Origin of the sequence: Roseomonas sp. GC11, from assembly GCF_024437745.1 — a bacterium.
Taxonomy (GTDB): domain Bacteria; phylum Pseudomonadota; class Alphaproteobacteria; order Acetobacterales; family Acetobacteraceae; genus Pseudoroseomonas.
In genome coordinates, this window is the sequence record NZ_JANFNY010000005.1 from 86,153 (window position 1) to 112,826 (window position 26,674).

Here is a 26,674-nt window from a genome sequence, read left to right on the forward strand (position 1 = left end):
GATGGGGTCGACTATGCGCCATTGCGACGGAACTGGCAGTGAAACCTTCGCAATCCATAAGCAACCTCTTACTCATCTGGGCATGGCGGCGGGGCCGGTCGGGCAGCAGCCCCCGCGCTTCATCTGTTTTCAGCCTGGCGTCCCGCCTCAGGCCTGAAGCGGAACGCCACCTGAAAAAAGTTTTTGGTTCTTTTTTCCAAAAAGAACGCTTTCTTCCAGCCGTCAGGCCAGCAGATCCTGCAGATGCTGCGTCACCAGCAGGGAGGCGGAGGTCCGGTTCTCCACGCCGAGCTTGGCGTAGATCTGCTCCAGGTGCTTGGTCACGGTGCGCGGGCTGAGGGAGAGGATGTCCGCGATGTCACGGCTGGACTTGCCGCGGAACACCCAGAGCAGGACCTCGGCCTCCCGCGCTGTCAGCTTCAGCCGCTCGCGCAGGCGGTGGATCTGCTCGTCCATGGTGTTCTGCGTCAGGCGCAGCAGCCATTCGACCCCTCCCACCCGCCCGACGAGGCTGACCTGAAGGGAGCGGCCCTCCACCTCCAGGTGGAAGGCGCTGCCCTGGCCGGCGCGCAGCCAGGCCTGCATGGCCGGCGGCAGGGGCGCGCCGCCCTCCGCCATCGGCCCCAGCAGCCGCGCCGCCTGGGGCGTGTACCAGCGCACCCCGCCTTCCGGCCCGACGGCGAAGAGGAAGCGCCCCGCCGTGTCCAGCGCCAGCCGCACGCTCTGTGCCGCCCGCGCATTGGCGACATGGACGCGGATGCGCGCCAGCAGCTCATCCGTGCGGATCGGCTTGGTGACATAGTCCACCCCGCCCGCCTCCAGCCCGCGCACGATATGCTCGGTCTCGCTGAGGCCGGTCATGAAGATCACCGGCACATGGGCGAGGCCGGGCAGCGCCTTCAGCCGCCGGCAGGTCTCGAAACCGTCGAGGCCCGGCATCACCGCATCCATCAGGATGATGTCGGGCGTGATGTGGCCGACGAGGGAGATGGCGAGATCCCCCGCCACGGCGACCAGCACGGTGGCGCCGCCGCGCTCCAGCGCCTCGGTGAGGAAGCCGAGCGTATCGGGCGAGTCATCGACCACCAGCACGATGTCGCGCCGCCCGGCCTCGCCACGGGGCTCCGCCGCGTCAGCCATCGCCACGGAGCCGCTCCAGGAAGGCCAGGTATCGCCGCATGTCGTAGACCCGCAAAAGGCCACGGATCTCCTGCACGAAGGGAGCATGGAGGGGTTCCTCTGCCTCGATCTCGGCAAGCTTGGCCTCGATGCCGCGCACGTAACCGATGCGCCCGAGGGCCAGCAGCTCGCCCAAATGGTCCGCGCGGGGCGGCACGATCAGCCCGTTCGCCGGTTCGGCCGGCGGGGGCGCCGGCTCCGCCCAGTCCAGCCCGAGCAGCACCTGCAGCCGCCCCAGGAACAGGTCGATGTCGATGGGCTTGGAGATGATGTCATCATGCGGCGGACGGATCCCGCCGCGCAGCGGCAGGATCTCGTGCACATTGGCCGAGAGCATGGCGATGCGCGCCTGGTCGTGCCCGGCGGCGCGCAGCGCCTCGGCCAGTTCCCAGCCATTCATCCCCGGCATGGCGATGTCGAGCAGGAAGAGATCCGGCCGCTGCTGCGCCGCCAGCGCCAGGGCGGTGGGCCCATCCGGCGCGGTGAAGAGAATGAAGCCGAGCGGCAGCAGGATCTCGCGCATCAGCTCGCGGTGGTCGGGATTGTCGTCCACCACGAGGATGCTGCGGCGCGGGCCGCGATAGCCGCCGGGCCGCGCCTTGGCGGCGGTGCGCGCCGGCGCCTCCACCGGAGAAAGCAGCAGGCGCAGGCGGAAGCTGCTGCCCTCCCCGGGCCGGCTGGTGGCGCTGACCTCGCCGCCCATGACGCTGGCCAGGAGCTGCACGATGGTCAGGCCGAGCCCCGTGCCCGGCACCGTATCCGCCCCCGGCTGCTGGCCACGGTAGAAGGGCTCGAAGATGCGCGGCAGTTCTTCCGGCGGAATGCCTCGGCCGCTGTCGCTGACGACGAATTCCGCGATGTGGCTGCGGAAGCTGAGATCGAGCGAGACATGCCCGGCGGCGGTGAACTTGATGGCGTTGGACAGCAGGTTGATGAGGATCTGCCGCAGCCGCTTCTCATCCGCCGCCACCACCTCCGGGATTCGCTCGGGGCGGGAGAAGCGGAATTCGAGGCCGCTGGACTGCGCCTGGAGGCGGAACATGTCGACGATCTGGTCGAGGAACTCGCCGAGGCGGATCTCGTTGCGCTGCAATTCCAGCCGCCCCGCCTCCATGCGGGAGATGTCGAGCAGCCCGTCGATCAGGCCCGAGAGATGCTCCGCGCTGCGGCGGATGGCGCGGATGCCGCCCTGCCGCGCGCCGGGGATGGAGGGGTCCGCCTCCAGCAGCTGGGCGTAGCCGAGCACGGCGTTGAGCGGCGTGCGCAGTTCGTGGCTGAGGCCGACGACATAGCGGCTCTTGGCGTTGTTGGCGGCCTCGGCGGCTTCCTTGGCGCGCTGGAGCTCGGCATCGGTCTTGCGGTGGGCGGCGATTTCCTGGCGGTAGAGGGCGGCCTGCCGCGCGGTTTCCTCAAGCGCCACGCGCCGGCTCTCCTGCCCCAGCAGGAACAGCCAGACGACAACGCCGAGGATGATCATCAGCACGAGGAAGATGGTGACGAGCGCCTGCGTCACCGGCGCGTGCTGGTCGGGCGGCAGGGCGGCCACCTGCCGGTCCATCAGCGCCAGGACGAGGCTGAAGATCAGCCCCAGCAGCAGCATGACGGCGAGGTAGCGGCCGACGCGCGAGGTCAGCCAGGCGGCGAGCGGCGCGGGCAGCGTCCATTCCAGCGCGCGGTTCACCTGGGCGGAGAGGCGCGCCTGCGGCTTGCAGGCATCATGGCACCGCGCGTCGAGGGAGCAGCAGAGCGAGCAGATCGGCCCGCCATAGGCCGGGCAGAAGGCCATGTCCTCCGCCTCGAAGCCATTGTCGCAGACGGTGCAGGTGATGGTGCCGCGCATGGCCCAGCCGGCGCGCGGCTTGCGCGCGCGGTAATAGCGGCCGCGCGTCAGCGCGGCGATGGCCGGCGCCGCCGCCAGCGCGGCGAAGAGCGAGACGAGCGGCGCCGCGGCGCGCGCCAGCGGCCCGAGCAGCCCGGCATAGGCGGCGAGGCCGAGCAGGATGGCGAAGGCCATGGCGCCCACGCCCACCGGATTGATGTCGTAGAGATGGGCGCGGCGGAACTCGATGCCCGGCGGGCTGAGGCCGAGCGGCTTGTTGATGGCGAGATCCGCCGCCACAGCGCCGATCCAGGCCACGGCGATGATGGCATAGAGGCTGAGCGTGCCTTCCAGCATCTTGTAGATGCCGAGCTCCATCAGCAGCAGCGCGATGACGACGTTGAACACCAGCCAGACCACCCGGCCGGGATGGCTGTGCGTCAGGCGCGAGAAGAAATTGGACCAGGCGATGGAGCCGGCATAGGCGTTGGTGACGTTGATCTTGATCTGGCAGAGCACCACGAACAGCCCGGTGAGCGCGATGGCCAGGTGCGGCTGCGGCAGGACATGGGCGAAGGCGGCGGCATACATGCGGGTGGGCTCGCCCGCCAGCGCCGCCGGCACCCCCTGCCCCACCGCGAGCACGGCGAGGAAGGAGCCCAGCAGGATTTTCAGCGCGCCGGCGATGATCCAGCCCGGCCCGGCCGCCAGCACGCAGGCCCACCAGCGGCGGCGCGCGGCTTTCTCCCCGGCGCGCGGCTCGGGCATGAAGCGCAGGAAATCGACCTGCTCGCCGATCTGCGCGATGAGGGCGATGACGACGCCGGTGGCGCCGGCGAAGAGCGTGATGTCGAACCCGCCCTCCGGCAGCCGCGCGCCGGGATACCCCACCCAGTCATGCCAGGGCTGCGTGCCCGAGGCGGCGATGAAACCGAGCGGCAGCAGGTTGAGCACCAGCCAGACCGGCTGCGACCAGAGCTGGAAGCGGCTGATCAGCGTGATTCCGTAGACCACCAGAGGAACAATGGCGAGGCTGCTGACGAGATAGCCCCAGGCCAGCGGCAGGCCGAGCCAGAGTTCCAGCGCCAGCGCCATGATCGCCGATTCGATGGCGAGGAAGATGAAGGTGAAAGTGGCGTAGACCAGCGAGGTGAGGGTGGAGCCGATATAGCCGAAGCCCGCGCCGCGCGTGAGCAGGTCGATATCCACCCCGAAGCGCGCGGCGTAGTAGCCGATGGGCAGGCCGGTGAGGAAGATCAGCAGCCCGGCGGCGAGCACGGCGAGGGCGGTGTTGGTGAAGCCGCAGCTCAGCACCAGCGTGCCGCCGATCGCCTCCAGCGCGAGGAAGGAGGTGGCGCCGAGCGCGGTCTGCGCGACGCGCGCGCCGGACCAGCGCCGGGCCTGCTTCGCCGTGAAGCGCAGCGCGAAATCCTCGAGCATCTGGTTGGCGACCCAGCGGTTGTAAGCCCGCCGGATCGGCATGATTCTGGGACGATTGGCCACCATCACTCCGCGCATCCGCTCCGCGAGGACAAGACGCCCGGTGACTGGCTTTCATGGGGCGCGGCGTCGCATCCCCGCAGGATGCGGCGGCAGGATGCAACAGCCGCGCCGCCGCCCTTATACGCATTTCTCCTTATTCCTGGCAGCACAAAACGGCCCTTAGCGTCAGCCCCGCACAGCCACCACAGGAAGCAAGGGGCATCCCGAGATGTCAGGAGAGAAGGACAGCCGCCCGCGGGCGGAAGGGCCGGACTCGTCGCTGCGGCGGCGGCTGCTGATGGGCATGGCGGCGCTGCCGGCGATGGCGGCGGCACCCCGCCTGGCCGCCGCCGCCGGCCCGGCCACGGCCGCGGTGAACACCACGGGCCTCGCCATCACCGACAGCGAGGTGACAGTGGGCATCCTGCATTCCGTCACCGGCACCATGGCGATTTCCGAGACCGGCTCGATCCAGGCGGAGAAGCTGGCGATCGAGCAGATCAACGCCATGGGCGGCGTGCTCGGCCGCCGCATCAAGGTGATCCAGGAGGATGGCGGCTCCGACTGGCCGACCTTCGCGGAAAAGGCGAAGAAGCTGCTGGTCAACGACAAATGCGCCGCCGTCTTCGGCTGCTGGACCTCGGCCTCGCGCAAGGCGGTGCTGCCGGTCTTCGAGCAGTATAACGGCATGCTCTACTACCCGACCTTCTACGAGGGCCTGGAGCAGTCGAAGAACGTCATCTACACAGGGCAGGAGGCGACGCAGCAGATCCTCGCCGGCCTCAACTGGATCAACAAGGAGCGCGGCAGCAAGTCGTTCTTCCTGATCGGCTCGGACTATATCTGGCCGCGCACCTCCAACAAGATCGCCCGCAAGCACATCGAGGCCGTGCTGAAGGGCCGCGTGGTGGGTGAGGAATACTTCCCTCTCGGCCACACGCAGTTCAACTCGGTGATCAACAAGATCAAGCTGAGCAAGCCGGACGTGATTTTCGCCGATGTCGTCGGCGGCTCCAACGTCGCTTTCTACAAGCAGCTGAAGGCGGCGGGCGTCGATCTCTCCAGGCAGGCGCTGATGACGATCTCCGTCACCGAGGACGAGATCGACGGCATCGGCGGCGAGAATATCGCCGGCGCCTTCGCCTGCATGAAGTACTTCCAGTCCCTGCAGAACGAGAACAATACCCGCTTCGTCGAGGCCTTCCACCGGATGTGGGGCCCGAAGACGGTGATCGGCGATGTGACGCAGGCTGCCTATCTCGGCCCCTGGCTGTGGAAGCTGACGGCGGAGAAAGCGGAATCCTTCGACGTGGACAAGATCGCCGCCGCCTCCGCCGGAATCGAGTTCAAGGGCGCGCCGGAAGGCTATGTCCGCATCCACCCGAACCATCACCTGTGGTCGAAGACGCGCGTCGGCCGTGCCCGCACCGACGGGCAGTTCGACGTCATCTACGAAACGGCGGAGCTGATGGAGCCGGACCCCTTCCCCAAGGGCTACCAGTAAGCGACGGCGCGGCGCACCGCGCCGGGGGCGGGCCGCGGGCCCGCCCCGCACGGCAACCCTGCAACGGCGGAGAGGCCCCATGTTCGGCGACTATTCGCTCAGCGACCTCGGCTCCATCTTCGTGATGCAGGGCTTCGCTGGGCTCATCCTCTTCTCGGTCTTCGTGCTGATGGCGCTTGGCCTGGCCATCATCTTCGGCCAGATGGGCGTCATCAACATGGCGCATGGGGAGTTCATGATCCTCGGCGCCTATGTCACCTACCTGACGGCGACCTTCTTCCAGAACCATCTTCCCGGCCTGTTCGACGCCTATTTCTTCGTCGCCATGGTGCTGGCCTTCCTCGCCGCGGGCGCGCTCGGCATGGCGGTGGAATGGCTGCTGATCCGCCATCTCTACCGGCGGCCGCTGGATACGCTGCTGGCAACCTGGGGCCTCAGCCTGATCCTGCAGCAGGCCTACCGCTCCAGCTTCGGCGCGCGCGAGGTGGGTGTCGATCTTCCTGGCTGGATGATCGGATCGCTGCAGGCGACAGAGACGATCGAAATCCAGATCAACGGGCTTTTCATCATGGCGCTGACGGTGCTGATCACCATCGCCGTCGGGCTGATGATGTTCCGCTCACGCTGGGGGCAGCAGGTGCGGGCGGTGGTGCAGAACCGCGTCATGGCCGGCGCCGTCGGCATCGATACCGGGCGGGTCGACCGGCTCACCTTCGGCATCGGCTGCGGCATCGCCGGAATCGCCGGCTCGGCCTTCACCATGATCGGTTCCACCGGGCCGACCTCGGGCCAGCTCTATATCGTCAACACCTTTCTGATCGTCGTCTTCGGCGGCGCGCAGAGCCTGCTCGGCACCATCGCATCGGCCTTCACCATTTCCCAGACGCAGTCGACGCTGGAGTTCTTCACCTCGGGCTCGATGGCCTCGGTCATCACGCTGCTCGGCGTGGTCGGCATCCTGATGCTGCGGCCGCAGGGCCTCTTCACCCTCAAGATCCGCCGCTGAGGAACGGATGATGCAGAACGACAATCCCTTCCTGACGCGCCTCGACTGGCTGAGCCTCGCGCTGCTCGCGGCGCTGCTGCTGGTGGCCTTCCCGCTCGGGCTCGACACCTTCCGCCTCAACCTCGTCGGCAAGTACCTCACCTATGCCTTCGTCGCGCTGGGGCTGGTGATCTGCTGGGGCTATGGCGGCATCCTCAGCCTTGGCCAGGGCCTGTTCTTCGGCCTCGGCGGCTACTGCATGGCGATGTTCCTCAAGCTCGAGGCCTCGACCGTCGAGAACACGAAGATCCAGTCCACGCCAGGAATCCCGGATTTCATGGACTGGAACCAGATCACCGCGCTGCCCTGGTTCTGGCAGCCCTTCCACAGCCTGGCGCTGACGCTGCTGCTGGTGGTGGCGGTGCCGGTGGCCTTCGCGCTGCTGGTGGGGGCGGCGATGTTCAAGCGGCGCGTCAGCGGCGTCTACTTCGCCATCATCACCCAGGCCATCGCCGCCATCATGACCATCCTGATCGTCGGGCAGCAGGGCTATACCGGCGGCATCAACGGCATCACCGACCTGCGCACCCTGGCGGGCTGGGATATCCGCACCGATGGCGCGAAGCTGCTGCTCTACTTCGTCAATGCCGCACTGCTGATCGGCTGCATCCTGGTGGCGCAGTCCGTGCGGCGCTCCAAGCTCGGCCGCATCCTCGTCGCCATGCGCGACAAGGAGGACCGCGTCCGCTTCTCCGGCTATGCCGTCGCCAGCTTCAAGATCTTCGCCTTCTGCCTGGCGGCGGGCTTCTCCGCCATCGGCGGCGCCATGTTCACGCTGCAGGTCGGCTTCATGTCACCTTCCTTCGTCGGCATCACGCCCTCGATCGAGATGGTGATCTACGCCGCCGTCGGCGGCCGCACCTCGCTCTTCGGTGCCGTCTACGGCACGCTGCTGGTCAATGGCGCGAAGACCGCCTTCTCCGAGAGCTTCCCGGAACTCTGGCTCTTCGGCCTCGGCGCGCTGTTCATCGCCGTCGTCCTGGCCTTCCCGGACGGGCTGGCGGGCCTGGTGCGCAACCGCCTGCTGCCCTGGGCCGGGCGCATGCTGGCACGCGGCGGCAAGCCCGCCCCCGTGCGCCCGGGCATGGTGACGAAGTGATGCCCGCCCTTCCCTTCCCCTCCCACGGGAGCGCGCCGCGATGAACGCCACCCCCACACCCGCGCAGGATTTCCTGCTGAGCGTCGAGGATCTCACCGTCTCCTTCGATGGCTTCAAGGCCGTCAACGGCGTCAATTTCTACGTCGACCCCAACGAGATCCGCGTCATCATCGGCCCCAACGGCGCCGGCAAGACGACGGTGCTGGACCTGATCTGCGGCCGCACCCGCGCCACCGCCGGCTCCATCCGCTTCCGTGGCCGCGAGCTGACGCGCATGAGCGAGAGCGACATCGTCCTCGCCGGCGTCGGGCGGAAATTCCAGAACCCGTCCATCTATGACGACCTGACGGTGTTCGAGAATCTCGAGATCTCCTTCCCGCGCGGGCGCAGCGTCTGGGGCGCGCTGCGCTTCCGCCGTGATGCCGAAGTGCGCGACCGCATCCATGAAGTGGCCGAGATGATCTTCCTCAAGGAGCATCTCCAGGCCCGCGCCGAGTTCCTCAGCCACGGCCAGAAGCAATGGCTGGAAATCGGCATGCTGCTGATCCAGGACCCGGAACTCCTGATGCTGGACGAACCCGTGGCCGGCATGAGCGTCAGCGAGCGGAAGAAGACGGCCGAGCTGCTCAACCGCATCATCCGCAACCGCTCCGTCCTCGTCATCGAGCACGACATGAAGTTCGTCGAGGACATCGCCCACCGCGTCACCGTGCTGCACCAGGGCAAGGTGCTCTCGGAAGGCTCGATGGAGCATGTGAAGAACGACCCCAAGGTCGTCGAAGTCTATCTGGGGCATTGACCATGCAGGAGCTTCTCGACCGCGCGCCCCCCGCCGCCCATGGCCAGGCCGCGCTCTCCCTCACCGACCTGCACGTGGCCTATGGGCAGAGCGAGGTCCTGCACGGCATCACGCTCAACGTCGCGCCCGGCGAGATCGTCGCCATCATGGGCCGCAACGGCATGGGCAAGACCACGCTGATGAAAAGCCTGATGGGCATCGTGCCCGCGCGCGCCGGGCGCATCCGCGTCGCCGGGCAGGATGTCACCGCCCTGCCCAGCCACCGCCGCGTCGCCGCCGGCATCGCCTATGTGCCGCAGGGGCGGATGATCTTCTCCACCATGACGGTGCAGGAGAATATCGAAACGGGGCTGACCGTCTCCGGCGCGCGGCGCGTGCCGGATTCCATCTACGCCCTTTTCCCCGTCCTGCTGGAGATGCGCCGGCGGCGCGGCGGCAACCTCTCGGGCGGGCAGCAGCAGCAGCTGGCCATTGCCCGCGCCCTCGCCTCCAACCCGAAGGTGCTGCTGCTCGACGAGCCGACCGAGGGCATCCAGCCCTCCATCATCCGCGAGATGGCCCGCACCCTGAAAAAAATACGCGGCGAGCGCGGCCTGTCCATCATCGTGTCGGAACAGGTACTCAGCTTCGCCCTCGACGTCGCCGACCGTGTGCTGGTCATCGAGAATGGCAGCATCGTGCACGAGGCGGCGCGCGCCGATGTCGATGAGGCGAAGGTCTCCGCCTTCCTGTCGGTCTGACGGGAAGGCGGCCAGTCTGCCCGGCGCCCCCGGCCAGGCCGGCGGGGCGCGCCGGGCGCGGCAGAAACCACGGAGAGAACAGATCCATGCCTGAGACGCTGATCAAGGTCGACCTCACCCAGTCCGCCTATGACAACGACATGGTCCACAACCGGTGGCACCCGGACATCCCGATGGTCGCCATGGTCAGGCCGGGCGATGACTTCATCATCGAGACCTATGACTGGACCGGCGGCTTCATCAAGAACAACGACTCCGCCGATGACGTGCGCGACATCGATCTGTCGATCGTGCATTTCCTCTCCGGCCCCGTCGGCGTCGAGGGCGCGGAGCCGGGCGACCTGCTGGTGGTCGACCTGCTCGACATCGGCGCGAAGCCGGACAGCCAGTGGGGCTTCAACGGCTTCTTCTCGAAGAAGAATGGCGGCGGCTTCCTGACCGACCATTTCCCGCTGGCGCAGAAATCCATCTGGGATTTCGAGGGGATGTTCACCAGGTCCCGCCACGTGCCGGGCGTGCGCTTCCCCGGCCTGATCCACCCCGGCCTGATCGGCTGCCTGCCCGATCCGAAGCTGCTGGAGACATGGAACACGCGCGAGACGGGCTTCATCGCCACCAACCCCACGCGCGTGCCGCCGCTGGCCAACCCGCCCTTCGCCGCCACGGCGCATATGGGCCGCCTCTCGGGCGAGGCGCGCGACAGGGCCGCCGCCGAGGGCGCCCGCACCGTGCCGCCGCGCGAGCATGGCGGCAACTGCGACATCAAGGATCTCTCGCGCGGCTCGCGCATCTATTTCCCGGTCTATGTGCCGGGCGCAGGTCTTTCCATGGGCGACCTGCATTTCAGCCAGGGCGATGGCGAGATCACCTTCTGCGGCGCCATCGAGATGGCCGGCTGGCTGCACCTGAAGGTCAGCCTCATCAAGGGCGGCATGGCGAAATACGGCATCCGCAACCCCGTCTTCAAGCCGAGCCCGATCACGCCGCGCTATGACGACTACCTGATCTTCGAGGGCATCTCCGTCGATGAAAGCGGCGCGCAGCACTATCTCGATGTCAACGTCGCCTATCGCCAGGCCTGCCTCAACGCCATCGAGTATCTGAAGAAGTTCGGCTATTCCGGCGCGCAGGCCTATTCCATCCTCGGCACCGCGCCGGTGCAGGGGCATGTCTCGGGCGTGGTCGATATCCCCAATGCCTGCGCCACGCTGTGGATTCCCACCGGAATCTTCGACTTCGACATCAACCCGAGCGCGGCAGGGCCGACGAAGTTCCTCGACGGCTCGGTGGACATGCCGCTCTCGCCGGATCTGTGAGGGCGCCATGCCGGTCTATGACTATGCCTGCGGCGCCTGCGGCCCCTTCACCGCCTTCCGCCCGATGGCGGCCAGCCGCGAGGCCTGCGCCTGCCCCGGCTGCGGCGCGGCGGCACCGCGCGCCTTCCTCACCGGCCCGCGCCTGGCGGTGATGGAGGCCGGCGCCCGGCGCGCCCACGCCACCAACGAGCGCAGCGCCCATGCGCCGCGCCGCTCGGCCGGGCACGCGCCGGGCTGCGCCTGCTGCGGCCCCTCGCCCTTCCCGCGCAAGGCCGCGGCCACGGCGGCGGAGGCGAAGTCCTTCCCCGGCCGCCGCCCCTGGATGATCAGCCACTGACGCCCGGCGCGGCCCCGCCCGGGCCGCGCCGCCCCCACCGCAGGAGGCCCGCATGATTCACGGTGATATCAGCAGCAGTCAGGACACGGTCGGCGTCGCCGTCGTGAACTACAGGATGCCCCGCCTGCACAGCCGCGCCGAGGTGCTGGCCAATGCCCGCCGCATCGGCGAGATGGTGGTCGGCATGAAGGCCGGCCTGCCCGGCATGGACCTCGTCATCTTCCCCGAATACTCCACCCACGGCATCATGTACGACCGGGAGGAGATGTTCGAGACCGCCTCCCAGGTGCCGGGGGAGGAGACGGAGATCTTCGCCGCCGCCTGCCGCGCCGCGAAGGTCTGGGGCGTCTTCTCCCTCACCGGCGAGCGGCACGAGGACCACCCGCGCAAGGCGCCCTACAACACCCTGATCCTGATGAACGACCAGGGCGAGATCGTACAGAAATACCGTAAGATCATGCCCTGGGTGCCCATCGAGGGCTGGTACCCCGGTGACTGCACCTATGTCTCGGCGGGGCCGAAGGGGCTGAAGGTCAGCCTGATCATCTGCGACGACGGCAATTACCCCGAGATCTGGCGCGACTGCGCGATGAAGGGGGCGGAACTCATCATCCGCTGCCAGGGCTACATGTACCCGGCCAAGGAACAGCAGATCCTGATGGCCAAGGCGATGGCCTGGGCGAACAATGCCTATGTCGCCGTCGCCAACGCCACGGGCTTCGACGGGGTCTATTCCTATTTCGGCCACTCGGCCATCATCGGCTTCGATGGCCGCACCCTCGGCGAATGCGGCACGGAGGAAATGGGCATCCAGTACGCCCAGCTTTCCACCACGCTCATCCGCGACGCGCGGCGGACGATGCAGTCGGAGAACCATCTCTTCAAGCTGCTGCACCGCGGCTATACCGGCGTCATCCACTCCGGCGACGGCCCGCGCGGCGTCGCCGCCTGCCCCTATGATTTCTACCGCCGCTGGATCACCGACCCCGAGGGCACGCGCGATGCCGTCGAGGCCCTGACACGCCCGACCATCGGCACGCAGGAATGCCCGATCGACGGGCTGCCGAACGAGGCGATGCTGAACACCGCGGAAAAAGTTTGATTTTTCAAAGATTTCTTTTTCTGAAGAAAAAGAAACAAAAAGACTTTTCCAGTCTGGCGTCCCGCCTCAGGCCAAAAGCGGGACGCCTCCTGGAAAAATTTTAAAAAGTTTTTTGGTTCTTTTTTCCAAAAAAGAACATTCTCTTCCGGATCCCCTTGCCCAGGAAGCGCCCCGATGATCGGCCATAATGGCGGCCCGCCGCTGGACCCGGAACCTGACCTCTCCTGGAACGCCTGGAACTGGCGCCGCGCGCACCGCAAGGCCTGGAAGACGCCGCCGCGCGAGATCGCCCTGCGCCGGCTGGAACGGGCGGAGGAGCTGGGCATGAGCTACCGCGCCTATACGCTCGAGATCATGGAGCGCGGCCGCTACCTCTGAGGGGCGGGCCCGACGCAAGCGTGAAGCAGGCCGGCCCTGGGTTGCGTAAACCCGCGGGCCTTCCCGCCATTGTGCCCGCGGGGCGGCGCCACAACGCCCCCGGCCACAGGAGGGAAAAGCATGACCGACGCAGAGCGCCAGATCGAGGACCGCATCCGCCAGCGCGCCTATGCCCTGTGGGAGGCGGAGGGCCGCCCCGAAGGCCAGGAGGAAGCCCATTGGCACCGCGCCCGCGCCGAGATCGCGGCCGCCGGCGCGCGGGAGGCGCCAGAGCCCGCCCCCCGCAAGGCGGCCCCACGCAAGGCCGCCCCCCGCAAAATGGCCCCCCACAAGATGGCCCCACACTGACCCGCCCCTTGCGCACCCGCACGGGTGGCGGAGAATGGCGCCGGAGAATGCCCATGCCCCCTCGCCGACCCCGCGCCCTGCTGCCGCTCGCCCTGCTGCTCGCGCCCCTGGCCGCCCTCCCCTGGCTCGCCATGCCGGCGGCGGCGCAGACCCGCGTGGGCGAGGTCAGCACGACCTTCCGCCTCGTCGGCCCCAACGACAAGGTGGTGGTGGAGCGCTATGACGATCCGCGCGTCGCCAATGTCTCCTGCTACGTCTCGCGCGCCGATACGGGCGGGCTCTCGGGCTGGGTCGGGCTGGCGGAGGATCCCTCGCGCTTCAGCATCGCCTGCCGCGCCACCGGGCCGGTCGCCCTGCCGGCCAACCTGCCGCAGACGGAATCCGTCTTCCGGCAATCCACCTCGGCGCTGTTCAAGTCGCTGACGGTGACGCGCATCCACGACCGCGAGAAGAACGTGCTGGTCTATCTGGTGACCAGCACGAAGGTGGTGGATGGCTCGCCCTTCAACAGCGTCACCGCCGTGCCGGTCGAAGCCGCGCCGCGATAAGGGGGTTTTTCACGATAGGGGCTTTCCGCCCGGAGCGATTGCGCCACATGGGAAGGCCGGCGAGGCTCCGGCCGCGCCGCCGCCCCTGGAGCCCCCCGCGTGACCGACCCGACCCGCCGCACCCCGCCCTTCCTCCGGGGCCGCCTGCCCCGGCGCCGCCTGGCCCTGCTGCCGCTGCTGGCGGCGCTGCCCTGGATCGGCGGCTGCGCCAATGGCCGCCCCAATGGCCGCGCCGCGCTGGCCTCCGGCAGCGGGGACTTCCCCGCCAGCGACCACTTCGATGGCGGGCGCTTCTTCAACCCCGGCGGCGCCGCGCCGCGCGGCCTGCTGGATCTGGCGCGCTGGAAGCTCGGCGGTGGGGACGAGCCCTGGCCCGAGGCCTGGCCCAGCCCCTTCCCGCCCGACCGGCCGCCCGCGCGGGTGGAGGGGGCGGCGCTGCGCGTCAGCTTCGCCGGGCATGCCAGCTTCCTGATCCAGGGCGCGGGGCTGAACATCCTGACGGACCCGGTCTGGTCCGAGCGCGCCAGCCCCTTCTCCTTCATCGGCCCGCGGCGGGCCAACCCGCCGGGCATCGCCTTCGACGACCTGCCGCGCATCGATGCCGTGCTGCTCTCCCACGGGCATTACGACCATCTGGATGTGGAGACCCTGGCCCGCCTCTGGCGGCGCGACCGGCCGCGCATCATCGCGCCGCTGGGCCAGGAGGCGACGCTGCGCGCGCATGAGCCGGAGATGGTGGCCACCACCGCCGACTGGGGCGCGGTGGTGCCCCTCGCCCCCGGGGTGGAGGTGGTGCTCGAACAGGTCCACCACTGGACGGCGCGCGGGGTGTGGGACCGCAACCGCGCACTGTGGTGCGGCTTCGTGCTGCGGGGGCTGGGCGGGGGCGTTTTCTTCGCCGGGGATACCGGCTTCGACGAGGGCCGGCCCTTCCGGCGCGTCGCCGCGCGGCACGGGGCGCTGGAACTGGCCCTGCTGCCGATCGGCGCCTATGAGCCGCGCTGGTTCATGGCCGACCAGCACATGAACCCGGCGGATGCGGTGCAGGGCTTCCGGCTGCTCGGCGCGCGGCAGGCGCTTGGCTACCACTGGGGCACCTTCAAGCTGACCGACGAGGCGGTGGGCCGCCCGCTGGCCGATCTCGCCGCCGCCCTCGCCGCCAGCGGGGTGGAGCCGGAGCGCTTCCTCGCCGCGCGGCCGGGCCAGGTGTGGTCCCGCCCCGCCTGAGAAGGCGGCGCCTGCTGTTGAGAGGGGCTTCGCCCCTCTCAAACTCTCCCCACCAAAGGCCTGAGGCCTTTGGAAACCCATTTGTTAGAATCTATAAACTGATGGCAGGTGCAGGGGACCCTGTCCCCTGCTGGGGGCGAGGGGGCAAAGCCCCCTCAAGGCCCCTGGAGGAAGGGGTTGGCGCGGCGCTCCGCCCCGAAGGTCGAGCCGGGGCCATGGCCGCAGAGGAACTGGATCTCATCGCCGAGCGGCAGCAGCTTCGCCTGGATGGAGGCGATCAGCGCGGCGGAGTCGCCATAGGGGAAATCGGTGCGGCCGACCGAGCCCCGGAACAGCACATCCCCCACCAGCGCGACGCCGAGCGCGGTGGAGACATAGGCCAGATGGCCCGGCGTATGGCCGGGGCAATGCAGCACGGCGAAATCCTGCCCGGCGATGGCCACCGTCTCGCCCTCGGCCAGCCAGCGGTCGGGGGTGGCGTTCTCCAGCCCGGTGATGCCGAAACGCGCGGCCTGCCCGGCGATATCCTCGAGCAGGAAGGCATCGCGCCGGTCGGGGCCGAGGATGGGGACGGCCCCACCCTGGCGCGCCTCCAGCGCCCGCTTCAGCGCGGCGGCGCCGCCGGCATGGTCGAGATGGCCGTGGGTGAGCAGGATCTGCTCCACCTGGAAGCCGGCGCGGTCGAGCGCGGCCAGGATGCGCGGCACATCGCCGCCGGGGTCGATGACGCTGCCGCGCCCGCTCTCCGCGTCCCAGATCAGGGCGCAGTTCTGCTGAAAGGGCGTGACCGGGATCTGGGCGGCCTGGAGCTGGGGCATGGCCTCTGCCTGCCATGCCGGGCGGCGGGGGTCAACGGCGCGGCGGGAGGGGGGGCGGGGCGCCCGGCGCCCCGCCGGGGTGGCGGGCGCTGTAGCCGGCGCGGCGCCACGCCGGCACCGGCACGGCGCGGGGGCTGCGCTCCTGCACCGCCAGCAGCATCATCAGCCAGTAGGCCATCGGCAGGTCCGGGTTCAGCAGGGCGGATTCGCTCTGGTTGAAGATGCCGATCACCAGCAGCAGCATCAGCAGCCACAGGCCGCGCCGGCGCGGCCCATGCCACAGCGCCCGCAGCGCCAGGGCCAGCGTGCCCAGCGCCATCATCGCCAGCAGCACGCCGCCCACCCAGCCGAGTTGCACCAGCACTTCCAGATAGCCGCTATGGGCCGAGGGCACGTTCCACTGGACGATGTCGCGGATGGCCTGGACCTGGGGCGAATCCGGCAGCCAGAAGGCGGCATAGCCATGGCCGAGCAGCGGCTTGCGCTCGATCGCCGCCCAGACGCCGGCCCAGATGAAGGTGCGGCCGGTGAGCGAGGAATCCTTGCCCAGCAGCTCGAACAGCCCCTCGACGCCGAGGGCGGCGAAGACCAGCAGCCCGGCCATGGCGCCCACCGTGGCGGCCAGCAGCACCGCCGCCATCCAGGCGCCGCCACGGTCGAGCCAGAGGAAGGCCACCGTCGCCCCCGCCACCAGCAGCGTCAGCAGCAGCGAGGTGGTGGAGCGCGCCAGCACCAGCATGGCCAGCAGCAGCAGCAGCAGCGCGCCATCCCGCCAGCGCAGCCGGCCGCGCTCCATCACCAGGGCGGAGAGCGCCAGGGCGCAGCAGAGCAGCGCCATGCCGAAGACGTTCTTCTGGCGGAAGACGCCGCGGATGGCATTGGCGTATTCGCCCGTGTCGAAGCCGAGGGCGGGGCGCAGCGCGGCCTCGGCCAGGCTGGCCAGGATCAGCGCCAGGCTGGTGCCGACCACCAGCGCCATGAAGCGCTCCAGCCCCGGCCCGGCCAGGGTGGAGAGCACGAAGACCATCAGCACGCCCAGGCTGACCGCGCGGCGCAGCGAGGCCGCCGGCGCCTCCGACCACAGGGCGGAGGCCAGCACCAGCAGCATCAACGGCAGGAAGGGCCAGAGGCGCGGCAGCAGCGCCAGCACGCGCCGCCAGTGCAGCAGCGCCGAGACCGCGCAGCCCAGCAGCAGCAGCAGCGGCAGCACGGCGCCGAGCGGGTCGGAGGCATTCAGCTCATCGGCGTCCGGCGTGCCGATCTGCAGCCGGGCGCTGCTGTAGGAGAGCACCGCCACCACCACCAGCGCGGCCTGCAGCCAGGCCAGCCAGGGGCGGTGCGGCGCCCCCGCCGCGGCGGCGGGCGGCGGGAAGGGCATGGGCCGCGCCACGCCGGCGGCGCGCGCGGCCGGCATCAGAAGACGTTCCGCCCGGCCAGCCCCACCATCACGGTGCGCACCATGATGCGGATATCCAGCCAGAGCGACCAGTGGGTGATGTAGTAGAGGTCCATCTCGATGGATTTGCGGGCATTCTCGGGCGAGCGCAGGGCATAGCTGCGCATCCCGTTGGCCTGGGCCCAGCCGGTCAGCCCCGGCTTGATGCGGTGCCGCGCGGCGTATTGCCGCACCATCTCGGAGAAGCGCTCCTCCCCCACCAGCATGTTCGCCACATAGGGGCGCGGGCCGACGATCGACATCTCCCCGCGCAGCACATTGAAGAGCTGCGGCAGCTCGTCGATCGAGAGGCGGCGCAGGATGCCGCCGACGCGGGTGATGCGCGGGTCGTCGCGGCTCTGCGTGCCCACCGAGCCATCATCCTCCGGGTCCACCAGCATGGTGCGGAACTTGTAGATGGCGAAGGGCTTCTGGCCGAGGCCGGGGCGCCACTGCCGGAACAGGATCGGCCCCGGGCTGTCGAGCCGGATGGCGATGGCGGCGACCAGCATGATCGGGCTGACCAGCAGCAGGGCGAGGCTGGCCACCAGGTAATCCTCGATCACCTTGACCACGCCCTGCGTGCCCTTGAAGGGGCGGACCATCACCTGCAGCGCGCTCATCGCGCCGAGCGGGGCGATGCGCGCATAATTGGGCGGCACCCCCTCCGGGTCGAAGGGGATGACGACATCGGCGGCGATCCACTCCACCTGGTGCATCAGGCGGAAGATCTCCGGCGCGCGGCTCCAGGGCAGGGCGAGGACGATCAGGTCGATGGTGTGGTCCTGCGCGTAGGCGGCGAGTTCCTCCAGCCCGCCGGAGACGGGCAGGCCGCCCACCGCCTGGGGCAGCGGGCCGGCGGCGGCGTCGCTGTCATCGGCGAAGAGGGCATCGACGGCGAAGGCCTCCGGCCGCGCCGCCATCTCGGCCAGGACGCGCGCGGCGGTGGGGTTGGCGCCGACGACGACGACGCGGCGGCAGAGCAGCCGGCGCCGCTCCACCACATAGACCAGCAGCCGCGTGCCCTGCCGCCCCGCCACGACGGCGAGGAATTGCAGCCCATGCCCCTCGACGAACCAGGGCTGGGTGAAGGGCAGGCCGGGGACGCAGGCCTGGAGCGCCACCAGCCCCACGCCCCAGGCGATGGCCAGCCCGGCCAGCACATGGCCGATCTGGCCGAAGAAGCCGGCATAATGCTCCACCCGGTAGGCGGAGATGCGCTTCATGGTCGAGAGATAGGCCCAGAGCTCGGCCCCGGCGACGACCAGCACCTGCTGCCAGGTGAGCGGCGTGGCCGCGCCGGCGCCGAGCAGCCCGAGCAGCAGCGGCGGCAGGGCCAGCATCAGCAGGTCCACCGCCTTGGCGATGCGGTTGATCAGCCCGTGCGTCCAGCGCACCACGGACAGGCGCCGGACCAGCCCTTCCGCGGCCGGGGCGGCGGCGGAGGGGGGGGCGGAAGCAGGCGGGGACGTCACGCGGCGGGATCTCCGGAGGGGCGGGCAGGCAGCGGGCGGGGCAGCGGGCGGGATGACAGGCGGGGCAGCGGGCGGGGCGGCATCAGAAGCCCCCCGTGGCCGTGCCGTTGCGGTTGATCGCGTAGCTGAAGGAGCGGTTGAAGGGCACGAGGCGGTTGACGAACTGGTCGATCCACAGATTGACCTCGCCGATGCGGCTGCGCGGCACATAGACGATGTCGCCGGGGAAGAGCGGCACGTCATTGGCCGCGCCCTGGAGGAAGCCGCGCAGGTCGATGGCGCGCAGCATCGGCCGCTCACCCGGGCCACGGCGGATCAGCACCACCTGGCCCATGCGCGCCGTGTCGTCGAAGCCGCCGGCCTGCAGCACCGCCTCCATCACGCCGCGGCGGCCGGGCAGCGCATAGGCCCCCGGGTTGCGCACCGCGCCGCCCACCAGCACGCTGGAGCCGCCCGCCTCCTCCAGCCCCAGGGTGACGACGGGGTGGAGCAGGATGCGGCGCGACGCACCGGCCACCGCCGCCTCCGCCTCCGCCAGGGTCATGCCGGAGACGGGCACGCGCCCGGCGGCGCGCAGCGCCACCTGGCCATCCGGCGGCACCAGCACCGTCTCGTTCATCTCCGGCGTCAGCAGGAACTGCACGCGCAGCCGGTCGCCGGTGCTGATGCGGTATTCCGGCGTGGCCTCGCTCCAGGGCGCGAAGCCGGCGGGGTTCTGCTCCACCGGGTCGAGCGTCTGGCCGGTGCAGCCGGCGAGCAGGCTGAGCGCCAGCAGCCCAAGGCCCAGGGACCCGGCGCAGCGGCGGCGCGACAGCCCCGGCCCGGCAGGCGGCGGCCCGGCAGGCGGCGGCCCGGCAGGCAGCGGTCCGGCAGACGGCGGCACCGAAAGAAGCCCGGCAGGCGGCGGCACCGAAAGAAAAGGGGCGCGAAAGGGCGGGCGGGGCATGGCGGGCAGGCTCACAGCAGGCGGGCCAGGGCCGGGGGCAGCAGCCGGCGCTGGCCGGTGAAGGCGAAGCCGAGCAGCGCGCCGCCCGAGCCCAGCACCCAGTCCCGCACCGCGCGCGCCTCGGGCCCGCGCGTGCGCTCGCCGCGCACCACCATCAGGTTGGCGTCCACCATCGCGGCGAGGCGGCGCATGGCGTAGTTCTCCGTCTCGTCCGGGCCGACCAGGACCACGGTGTCGAAGGCGGCGCGCAGGCGGTCGAGCAGGGTCTGCGTCTCCTCGCGCGAGGCGCGCGGGTTGGTCAGGTCCGACTCCATCGCCTGGTAGGAAATCCAGAGATTGGGCAGCACCGTGCTGTAGACCAGCACATGGCCCGGGATGCGCTCCGCCTCCACCGGCTGGGAGCCGAGGGCGGCGAGGTGGCCGCGCCCGTCCGTCTGCAGGTCGAGCAGCGCGACATCCCCGGCCTCGCGGCGGGCGAGGGCGACGGCCAGGGCGCGGCCGAGCTCGTCCCGCCCATCGGCCGGGCCGGTGGCGACGAGCTGCACGATGCGCGGCCGGCGGCCCTGGAGGCGGGTGTCGCGCAGCAGCGCCACGAGGTCCTCCACCGGCGGCATCGGCCGCAGGTCGCGCGCGGCGGGGGCGAGGCTGGCGAAGCGCGCCAGGGCGGGCAGGCGCAGGCCACGCTCCGCCTCCTCCGGCGTGGCGAGGACGCGGCGCGTCAGGGTGAGCAGCAGGGCCAGCCCGCCGGCCAGCCCCAGCCCGCCGGCGATGCCGCCCGCCGCCACCAGCCGGCGCAGGCTGCGGCCCTGGAGCGGCGCGGCGGGGGGCTGCACCAGCTGCACGCCGGGGCGGCCCTGGCGGCGCGCCTCCTCGCCGATGCGGCTGCCGGCCTCGCGCGTGGTGAGCTGGCGGGCGATGGCCTCGAAGCCCTCGCGCTCCCGCCCCAGGTCGCGCAGGCGCTGCTCGGCCACCAGCAGGGCGCCGCCGCGCGCCTCCGCCTCCTGGCGCTGGCGCGTCAGCTCCGCCTGCTGGCGGTCCAGCGCCTCGGCATCCAGCCGCAGGGAGACGACGCGCTGGCTCAGCATCTCCACATTCGGGTTGCGCACCTCGCGGGTGGTGGAGAAGGTGGCGCGCGCATTCTCCCGCATGGCGCCGCGCAGGGCGGCGATGCGCTGGTCCAGCTCGCGCAGGCCCGGGTAATCGGCGGTGTACTGGCCGGCCATGCGCTCGCGCTCCAGCATCAGCCGGGCAAGCTGGCCGCGCGAATCATCGCCGGGGGCGAGGTTGGTGGCCTCGGAGGAGGCGAAGACGCGGCCCGGCTGGGCGGCCAGCGCGGCCTCGGCGGCGGCGAGCTGGGCGCGCGCCGTGGCCTGCTGCTCGCGCACCTGGTTTTCCCGCCGCGACAGCTCCTCCCGCCGCGTGGCGGCGAGCTGGATGTCCTGGCCGATCTCCAGCACGCCGTATTGCGCGCGCACGGCGCGGATCTGCTCCTCCACCGCGCGGATGCGCTGGTTGTAGCGGTCCAGCTCCGCCATCAGCAGGCGGGCGCTCTCATCGGCATACATCTGGGCGCGGCGGTCGAGATAGGCGCCCACCACCGCCTCCAGCCCGCGCAGGGCGCGGCCGCGGTCCGGCAGGGTGAGGCTGACGCGCAGGATGGTGCTGGCGGTGTCGGCCTCGGTCTTGAGCGCGAGCTGCAGCGCCTCCACCGCCTTTTCCTCGGCGGCGCCGCCCTCGTCGCGCAGGTCGGGGAAAAGGGTGTGCAGCCCGGCGCGGCGCAGCGCCTCGCGCAGCACCTCGGTGCTGCGCAGGATCTCAAGCTCCGCGCGCGACACCTTCAGCATCTCCACCGGGATGACGCTGGGGCCGAAGCCGGTGACATCCGGGGCGCCGGTGGCCTCGCGGCTGGTCTGCACCAGCAGCACGCTCTCGGCCGTGTGGCGGGTGGGCAGCAGGGGGGCGAGGCCGAGGCCGAGCGCCACCGGCGCGGCGAAGGCCAGCGCCAGCAGCCGCCAGCGCAGCCGCAGCGTGACCAGCAGGTCCGCCAGATGGAAGCCCCCCACCGGCGGCGCGCCGAAGGGGTCGGCCGCCGGGGGGGCGGCCAGAGGGGCAGCCAGGGAGGCGGCCGGTTCCGGCGCGGGGGCGGGCAGCGGCGCGGCCAGCCCACCGGCTTCTGGCCCACCGGCTTCTGGCCCACCGGTTTCTGGTCCACCGGTTTCTGGCCGGCTTTTTCCCTGTCCGGCCGTCTCGCCGCCGGCGCGGGCCTCCTGGCGGGGGGGCGGGACGACCCTTTCCCACTCCGCCTCCGGCTCGTCCTCCGCGCGCGGCGCGGCTGGTTCCTGCCCCCGGGGCTCCTTGCCCCGGGGTTGCTCCTCACGAGGCTCCCCGCCCGGCGGCGGCTCTCCCTCGCGCGGCTCTCCCTGGTCCCCCCCCTCCTGGCCCGGCGGCGTCCCGTTGCTCATGCCAGCAGCCTTTGGCCCGGCGGCGGGGCCTTCACATCCAGAACGATCGGCAGGCGCACCAGCGGGATTTTCCTCAGCGGATGACGAAAGACGATGAGCACGAGAGGGAGCGGCGGGCGGGGAAAAGCGCGGCCCGGTGGAACAGCCCCGCGCTTCCTGTCCCACCGCAGTTTAGGACGAAGACGCGATGCAGTGGTAGTGTTGGCGCCGCATCATTTCGCCCTTCCAGCGCCGAGCCCCGCATGACCGAGCCCGCGACCGCCCCGCCTGCCCAGCGCCTGCTCGGCCTGCGATTCGATATGCTGGATCTTGAAGAAACCTTACAGCGCCTCGCGGCGCGCGATGCGGCGGCGCCTTTCGCCTATGTCGTCACGCCCAATGCCGACCACCTGCTGCGCCATGCCCGCGCCGATGCCGCGCTGCGCGCCATCTATGAAAACGCCTGGCTCTCCGTCTGCGACAGCCGCGTGCTGCGGCTGCTGGCGGCGCGGCGCGGCATCGCGCTGAAGCTCGCGCCCGGCTCCGATCTCACCGCCGCGCTGTTCGCGCGCGGGCTGGTTGGGCCGGAGACGCCGCTCACCGTCATCGGCGGCGCGCCGGAGGTGGCGGAGGCGCTGCGCGCACGCCTCGGTCTGCGCCGCCTCGCCCACCACAACCCGCCGATGGGATTCATCGACGATCCCGCAGCCGTCGCGGATTGTGTGGATTTCGTCCTCGCGCATCCCGCGCGCTTCGTGCTGCTCTGCGTCGGTTCGCCCCGGCAGGAAATCCTCGCCGCGCGCATCGCCGCCAGCGGGCGCGCCACCGGCATCGGCCTGTGCGTGGGCGCGGCGCTGGAATTCGTCACCGGCGCCAAGCAGCGCGCCCCGGCCTGGATGCAGCGCGCCCATCTGGAGTGGCTGCACCGGCTGCTGAGCGAGCCGCGCCGGCTGTGGCGCCGCTACCTGCTGGAGGCGCCGCGCCTGCTCTGGCTGATGCGCCAGGTGCCGCGCCAGGACAGGCGGCGCGCCGGCGGCTGAGGCCGCCTCACGGATGGGTTTCCAAAGGCCTCAGGCCTTTGGTCGGGAGAGTTTGAGAGGGGCGAAGCCCCTCTCAACGGCAGGCGCCCCACGCCCCTGGCGCGCACGGCTTTCCTTTCCCGAGGGCTTCGGGAACAATCCCTCCCCCTTCCCCAGCGCAGGACCCGCCATGCCGCGCAGCGCCATCGTCATCTGCACCTACAACCGGCCGGAGATGCTGCGCCGCGCGGTGCGGAGCGCGCGCGCCCAGGCCCTGCCACCCGGGCATGAGGCGGAGGTGCTGGTGGTGGACAATTCCCCCGCCGCCAATGCGCGCGACAGCGTCGCCGCCCTGGCCGCCGAGGGGCCGGGCCTGCCGCTGCGCTACCTCTCCACGCCGGTGCCCAATGTGTCCGAGGCGCGCAATGCCGGCGTCGCCAACACCGCGGGGGAGACGCTGATCTTCCTCGATGACGACCAGTGGTTCGAGCCCGGCTGCGTCGCCGCCCTGCTGGAGACGGCGGAGGCGACGGGGGCGGACATGGTCTTCGGCCCGGTGCGCCCCTTCTTCCCCGGCGGCATGCCGGCGTGGGACCCGACCGGGCGTAGCTACCGCCGCGATGTGGACTGGCCGAGCGGCACGCCCATGCCGCTCGACCACAATGACAGCCAGAGCGGCCGCTGGATCGCCACCGGCAACCTGCTGCTGCGGCGCGCCACCTGCCTGGCCGAGCCGGTGCCCTTCGACCCTGCCCTGGGGATCTGCGGCGGCGAGGATTACGACCTCTTCGTGCGGCTGCACCGCGCCGGGCGGCGCATGGTCTGGTGCGCCGGCGCCGTGGCCCAGGAGGAAGTGCCCGCCAGCCGCACCACCCTGGCCTATATCCGCCGCCGCAGCTTCCATGCCGGGCAGATCTACGGCGTCATGACCTTCCGCCACAGCGCGTGCAAGCCCTGCTTCGCCCTGCGCACCGCGCTGCGCGCCAGCGTGCAGCTCGGGCTGGTGGCGCTGCGCTGGGGCCTCGCCACGCTGCGCGGCGAGGCGCGGGCGGAGCGCCATTCGGTCAAGCTGGCCGAGGTCGCCGGCAAGCTGGTCTGGTGGAGCATGTCGCGCAAAACGCCATGGTAGGGCGGCCCCCGTTGGCAAAACGGTGCAAATAAGAAACAAATCGCGGGATGAACGCCCCCATCCCGCCCCTTCCCGCCGCGCCACCGGCCGCCGCCCCGGCCACACCGCGCCCCGCCGGGCCCGAAGGGGAGGGCCCGCGCCTGCTGGTCGTCTCCACCCAGCCCTGGACCATGGCGGCCCGGCTGGCCGGGGCCCTCGCCCAGGCCGGCTGCGTGGTGGAGGCCGCCAGCCCGCCCCACGCCCTGCTGGCCCGCAGCGGCGCCCCCCGCGCCCATCACCGGCTCCACCCGTGGCGGCTGCGGCGGGACCTCGCCACGGCGCTGCGCCGCGCCCGGCCGGACCGCGTCCTGCCCGCCGATGACGCCGCCGCCGCCCTGCTCGCCACCCTGCGGCCCGAGCCCGACCTCGCCGCGCTGGTCGAGGCCTCGCTGGGCGCGCCGGAGAGCACCGCGGTGGCGCACAGCAAGACCGCGCAGATGGCGCTGGCCGCGCGGCTCGGCCTGCCCGTGCCGGAGACGCGGCCGGTGGAGAGCCTGCCCGCCCTGCTGGCCGCGCTGGCCGAGTCCGGCCTGCCGCGCGTGCTGAAGGCCGATGGCAGCTGGGGCGGCACCGGCGTCACCCTGCTGCGCGAGGCCGCCGCCGCCCCGGCCGCCTATGCCGCGGCCACCACCCGGCCCTCCCTGCTGCAGACGGCGAAGCTGGCGGCCTGGGAGGGCAGCCTGCGCCCCTTCGCCGCGCGCCGCGCCTGGCGCCGGCCGGCGCTCCACCTCCAGGCCTTCATCGCCGGCCCGCCGGCCAACCGCGCCGTGCTGGCCGAGCGCGGCCGCGTCCTGGCCGGGCTCAGCGTCGAGGTGCTGACCACCCTCTCCCCCACCGGGCCGGGCAGCGTCGTGCGCGTCATCGACCACCCGCAGATGGCGGCGACAGCGGCGGCGATGGCGGCGCGGCTCGGCCTGTCCGGCCTGCTCGGCTTCGACTTCGTGCTGGAGGCCGGCACCGGCCGCGCCCTGCTGCTGGAGATGAACCCGCGCGCCACGCCGATCTGCCACCTCAGCGACGCGCCGGGCGGCGGGCTGGCGGGGGCGCTGGCGGCGCATCTCGCGGGGCGCGACCCGGCGGCGGTGCCCCTGCCCGCCCCGGGCACCACCATCGCCCTCTTCCCCAGCGAATGGCTGCGCGACCCCGCCAGCCCCTGGCTGCGTGAGGCACGGCATGACGTGCCCTGGCATGACGCGCCCCTGCTCCGCGCGTATATGGAGGACGCGGCGGCGCTCCGGCGCTTCGAGCGGCGCCGCGCCTGGCTGCGCCGCCTTCTCGGCCGCCCGCCCTGCTGACGGAGGCAACATGCAATGGATCCTGATGGGGCCCGTCCCCGGCGGCCATGACCACCACTGGCTGACGCGCTTCATCCCCGCCTGGCGCCACCGCTTCTTCGACATCCTGCCGGACTACGCGCATGACCGCTCCCGCCGGGCGACCTCGGCGCGGGAATGGCTGGACTATCTGCGCCAGGCCTGGCGCGGCGTGCGCGCGGCGCGGCTGGCGAAGGACCCGGCCATCGGCTGCCTCACCGTCTTCCCGCAGCTCGCGCTGATGGCGGGGCTGCTCAAGCGGCTGCTCGGGCTGGACATGCCCATCCTCGCCTGGAGCTTCAACCTCGGCCACGCGCAGGGGCGGGCGAAGACGGCGCTGGCGCGGCTCGGCCTCGCGGCGGTGGACCGCATCGTGGTGCATTCGCGGCGCGAGATCGACAGCTACGCCGCCGCCTTCGGCCTGCCGCGCGAGCGCTTCACCTTCGTCCCCTTCAGCGTCGAGGCGGTGGAACCGGCGCTGGAGGAGGAGATGGAAGCCCCCTTCCTGCTCGCCATGGGCAGCGCCAACCGCGACTACGCCACGCTGTTCGAGGCGGTGCGCGGCCTGCCGCTGCGCCTCGTCGTGGTGGCGGGGGCGCATGCCACGGCGGGGCTCGCCGTGCCGGAGAATGCCGAGCTGCGCCACGGGCTGACGCTGGCCGAGTGCCACGCCCTGGCGCAGCGCGCGCGGCTCAGCGTGGTGCCCACGGCCAACAGCTTCTCCGCCTCCGGGCAGGTGACCTTCATCGAGGCGATGATGTTCGGCCGCTGCGTCGTCGTCACCCGCTCGATCGGGGCGGAGGACTATATCGCCGATGGCGAGACGGGGCTGCTGGTGCCGCCGGGCGATGTGGCGGCGCTGCGCGCGGCGCTGCTGCGCGCCTGGGAGGATGCGGCGCTGCGCGCCCGCCTCGGCGCCGCCGCCCGCGCCTATGCGGTGGAGACGCTGAGCCATGAGGGCGTCTCCCGCCGCCTCGCCGCGCTGTGCGACGCCTTGCAGGCGGAGCGGCGGGCGTGAGGGGCGCCTGTGGCCTTGAGGGGGCTTTGCCCCCTCAAACTCCCCCAGCAGGGGACAGGGTCCCCTGCACCCGCCTTCAGAAAGGGTTTCCAAAGGCCTCAGGCCTTTGGTGGGGAGA

At 71.2% G+C, this 26,674-nt stretch carries 23 protein-coding genes; 16 read left to right on the plus strand and 7 right to left on the minus strand.

Going from position 1 to position 26,674, the window contains the following annotated elements:
- Positions 1–222: 222 nt before the first annotated feature.
- Together NON00_RS03050 and NON00_RS03055 are read right to left on the minus strand one after the other, a co-directional pair.
- Complete coding sequence (locus NON00_RS03050) at positions 223–1,140, minus strand: DNA-binding response regulator (protein WP_256017606.1); 918 nt, start codon at positions 1,138–1,140, stop codon at positions 223–225.
- The gene (locus NON00_RS03055) at positions 1,133–4,504 is read right to left on the minus strand and encodes an ATP-binding protein (RefSeq protein ID WP_256017557.1); all 3,372 of its coding nucleotides are present in this window, start codon (positions 4,502–4,504) and stop codon (positions 1,133–1,135) included. Before NON00_RS03055 ends, NON00_RS03050 begins: the two co-directional genes overlap by 8 nt.
- Before the next feature lie 205 nt (positions 4,505–4,709).
- On the opposite strand from NON00_RS03055, the gene urtA reads away from it, so the two are divergent.
- The 12 genes from urtA to NON00_RS03115 all read left to right on the plus strand — a co-directional run bounded on the left by urtA (position 4,710) and on the right by NON00_RS03115 (position 14,923).
- Entirely contained in the window at positions 4,710–5,984 is a 1,275-nt protein-coding gene (urtA, locus tag NON00_RS03060) for an urea ABC transporter substrate-binding protein (RefSeq protein WP_370688657.1), read from the plus strand.
- A gap of 79 nt (positions 5,985–6,063) precedes the next feature.
- Positions 6,064–6,990 (plus strand): urea ABC transporter permease subunit UrtB, encoded by a 927-nt coding sequence (urtB, locus tag NON00_RS03065; RefSeq protein ID WP_256017560.1) that lies wholly within the window; start codon positions 6,064–6,066, stop codon positions 6,988–6,990.
- A gap of 10 nt (positions 6,991–7,000) precedes the next feature.
- Entirely contained in the window at positions 7,001–8,128 is a 1,128-nt protein-coding gene (gene urtC / locus NON00_RS03070) for an urea ABC transporter permease subunit UrtC (RefSeq protein WP_256017562.1), read from the plus strand.
- A gap of 40 nt (positions 8,129–8,168) precedes the next feature.
- Positions 8,169–8,927, plus strand: coding sequence for an urea ABC transporter ATP-binding protein UrtD (urtD, locus tag NON00_RS03075; RefSeq protein WP_256017564.1), 759 nt, complete (start codon positions 8,169–8,171; stop codon positions 8,925–8,927).
- A 2-nt stretch (positions 8,928–8,929) separates the two neighbouring features.
- Positions 8,930–9,667 carry an urea ABC transporter ATP-binding subunit UrtE gene (urtE, locus tag NON00_RS03080; protein ID WP_256017567.1) on the plus strand — a complete coding sequence of 246 codons (738 nt, stop codon included), beginning with the start codon at positions 8,930–8,932 and terminating at the stop codon, positions 9,665–9,667.
- 86 nt (positions 9,668–9,753) lie between these two features.
- The gene (gene fmdA, locus NON00_RS03085; protein ID WP_256017569.1) at positions 9,754–10,983 is read left to right on the plus strand and encodes a formamidase; all 1,230 of its coding nucleotides are present in this window, start codon (positions 9,754–9,756) and stop codon (positions 10,981–10,983) included.
- A 7-nt stretch (positions 10,984–10,990) separates the two neighbouring features.
- On the plus strand, positions 10,991–11,320 hold the full coding sequence (locus NON00_RS03090) for an FmdB family zinc ribbon protein (protein ID WP_256017571.1): 330 nt from the start codon (positions 10,991–10,993) through the stop codon (positions 11,318–11,320).
- 52 nt (positions 11,321–11,372) lie between these two features.
- Positions 11,373–12,422: an aliphatic amidase gene (locus tag NON00_RS03095; protein ID WP_256017573.1), complete on the plus strand. Its 1,050-nt coding sequence runs from the start codon at positions 11,373–11,375 to the stop codon at positions 12,420–12,422.
- A gap of 174 nt (positions 12,423–12,596) precedes the next feature.
- Complete coding sequence (locus tag NON00_RS03100) at positions 12,597–12,800, plus strand: hypothetical protein (RefSeq protein WP_256017575.1); 204 nt, start codon at positions 12,597–12,599, stop codon at positions 12,798–12,800.
- A gap of 120 nt (positions 12,801–12,920) precedes the next feature.
- Positions 12,921–13,148 carry a DUF2934 domain-containing protein gene (locus tag NON00_RS03105; protein WP_256017577.1) on the plus strand — a complete coding sequence of 76 codons (228 nt, stop codon included), beginning with the start codon at positions 12,921–12,923 and terminating at the stop codon, positions 13,146–13,148.
- A 53-nt stretch (positions 13,149–13,201) separates the two neighbouring features.
- Complete coding sequence (locus NON00_RS03110; RefSeq protein WP_256017579.1) at positions 13,202–13,696, plus strand: CreA family protein; 495 nt, start codon at positions 13,202–13,204, stop codon at positions 13,694–13,696.
- A 99-nt stretch (positions 13,697–13,795) separates the two neighbouring features.
- On the plus strand, positions 13,796–14,923 hold the full coding sequence (locus NON00_RS03115) for an MBL fold metallo-hydrolase (RefSeq protein WP_256017581.1): 1,128 nt from the start codon (positions 13,796–13,798) through the stop codon (positions 14,921–14,923).
- Between the two features lie 155 nt (positions 14,924–15,078).
- On the opposite strand, the gene NON00_RS03120 is transcribed toward NON00_RS03115, so the two are convergent.
- The 5 genes from NON00_RS03120 to NON00_RS03140 all read right to left on the minus strand — a co-directional run bounded on the left by NON00_RS03120 (position 15,079) and on the right by NON00_RS03140 (position 21,660).
- A complete protein-coding gene (locus NON00_RS03120) occupies positions 15,079–15,741 on the minus strand; it encodes an MBL fold metallo-hydrolase (RefSeq protein WP_256017584.1) in 663 nt (220 codons plus the stop codon).
- Between the two features lie 31 nt (positions 15,742–15,772).
- Positions 15,773–17,155, minus strand: a complete 1,383-nt coding sequence (locus NON00_RS24705; RefSeq protein WP_305123173.1) for an O-antigen ligase — start codon at positions 17,153–17,155, stop codon at positions 15,773–15,775.
- Positions 17,155–18,651 carry an exopolysaccharide biosynthesis polyprenyl glycosylphosphotransferase gene (locus tag NON00_RS03130; protein WP_256017586.1) on the minus strand — a complete coding sequence of 499 codons (1,497 nt, stop codon included), beginning with the start codon at positions 18,649–18,651 and terminating at the stop codon, positions 17,155–17,157. Before NON00_RS03130 ends, NON00_RS24705 begins: the two co-directional genes overlap by 1 nt.
- 82 nt (positions 18,652–18,733) lie before the next feature.
- Entirely contained in the window at positions 18,734–19,534 is an 801-nt protein-coding gene (locus NON00_RS03135) for a polysaccharide biosynthesis/export family protein (RefSeq protein WP_256017588.1), read from the minus strand.
- Positions 19,535–19,608: 74 nt separating this feature from the next.
- A complete protein-coding gene (locus NON00_RS03140) occupies positions 19,609–21,660 on the minus strand; it encodes a hypothetical protein (RefSeq protein WP_256017590.1) in 2,052 nt (683 codons plus the stop codon).
- Between the two features lie 641 nt (positions 21,661–22,301).
- Between NON00_RS03140 and NON00_RS03145 the strand changes: the two genes are divergently transcribed.
- From NON00_RS03145 to NON00_RS03160, 4 genes are all read left to right on the plus strand, one after another.
- Positions 22,302–23,078 carry a WecB/TagA/CpsF family glycosyltransferase gene (locus NON00_RS03145; protein ID WP_256017593.1) on the plus strand — a complete coding sequence of 259 codons (777 nt, stop codon included), beginning with the start codon at positions 22,302–22,304 and terminating at the stop codon, positions 23,076–23,078.
- Positions 23,079–23,247: 169 nt separating this feature from the next.
- A complete protein-coding gene (locus NON00_RS03150; RefSeq protein ID WP_256017595.1) occupies positions 23,248–24,186 on the plus strand; it encodes a glycosyltransferase family 2 protein in 939 nt (312 codons plus the stop codon).
- A 47-nt stretch (positions 24,187–24,233) separates the two neighbouring features.
- Positions 24,234–25,520 (plus strand): hypothetical protein, encoded by a 1,287-nt coding sequence (locus NON00_RS03155; protein WP_256017597.1) that lies wholly within the window; start codon positions 24,234–24,236, stop codon positions 25,518–25,520.
- A gap of 10 nt (positions 25,521–25,530) precedes the next feature.
- A complete protein-coding gene (locus NON00_RS03160) occupies positions 25,531–26,556 on the plus strand; it encodes a glycosyltransferase (RefSeq protein ID WP_256017599.1) in 1,026 nt (341 codons plus the stop codon).
- Positions 26,557–26,674: the final 118 nt, after the last annotated feature.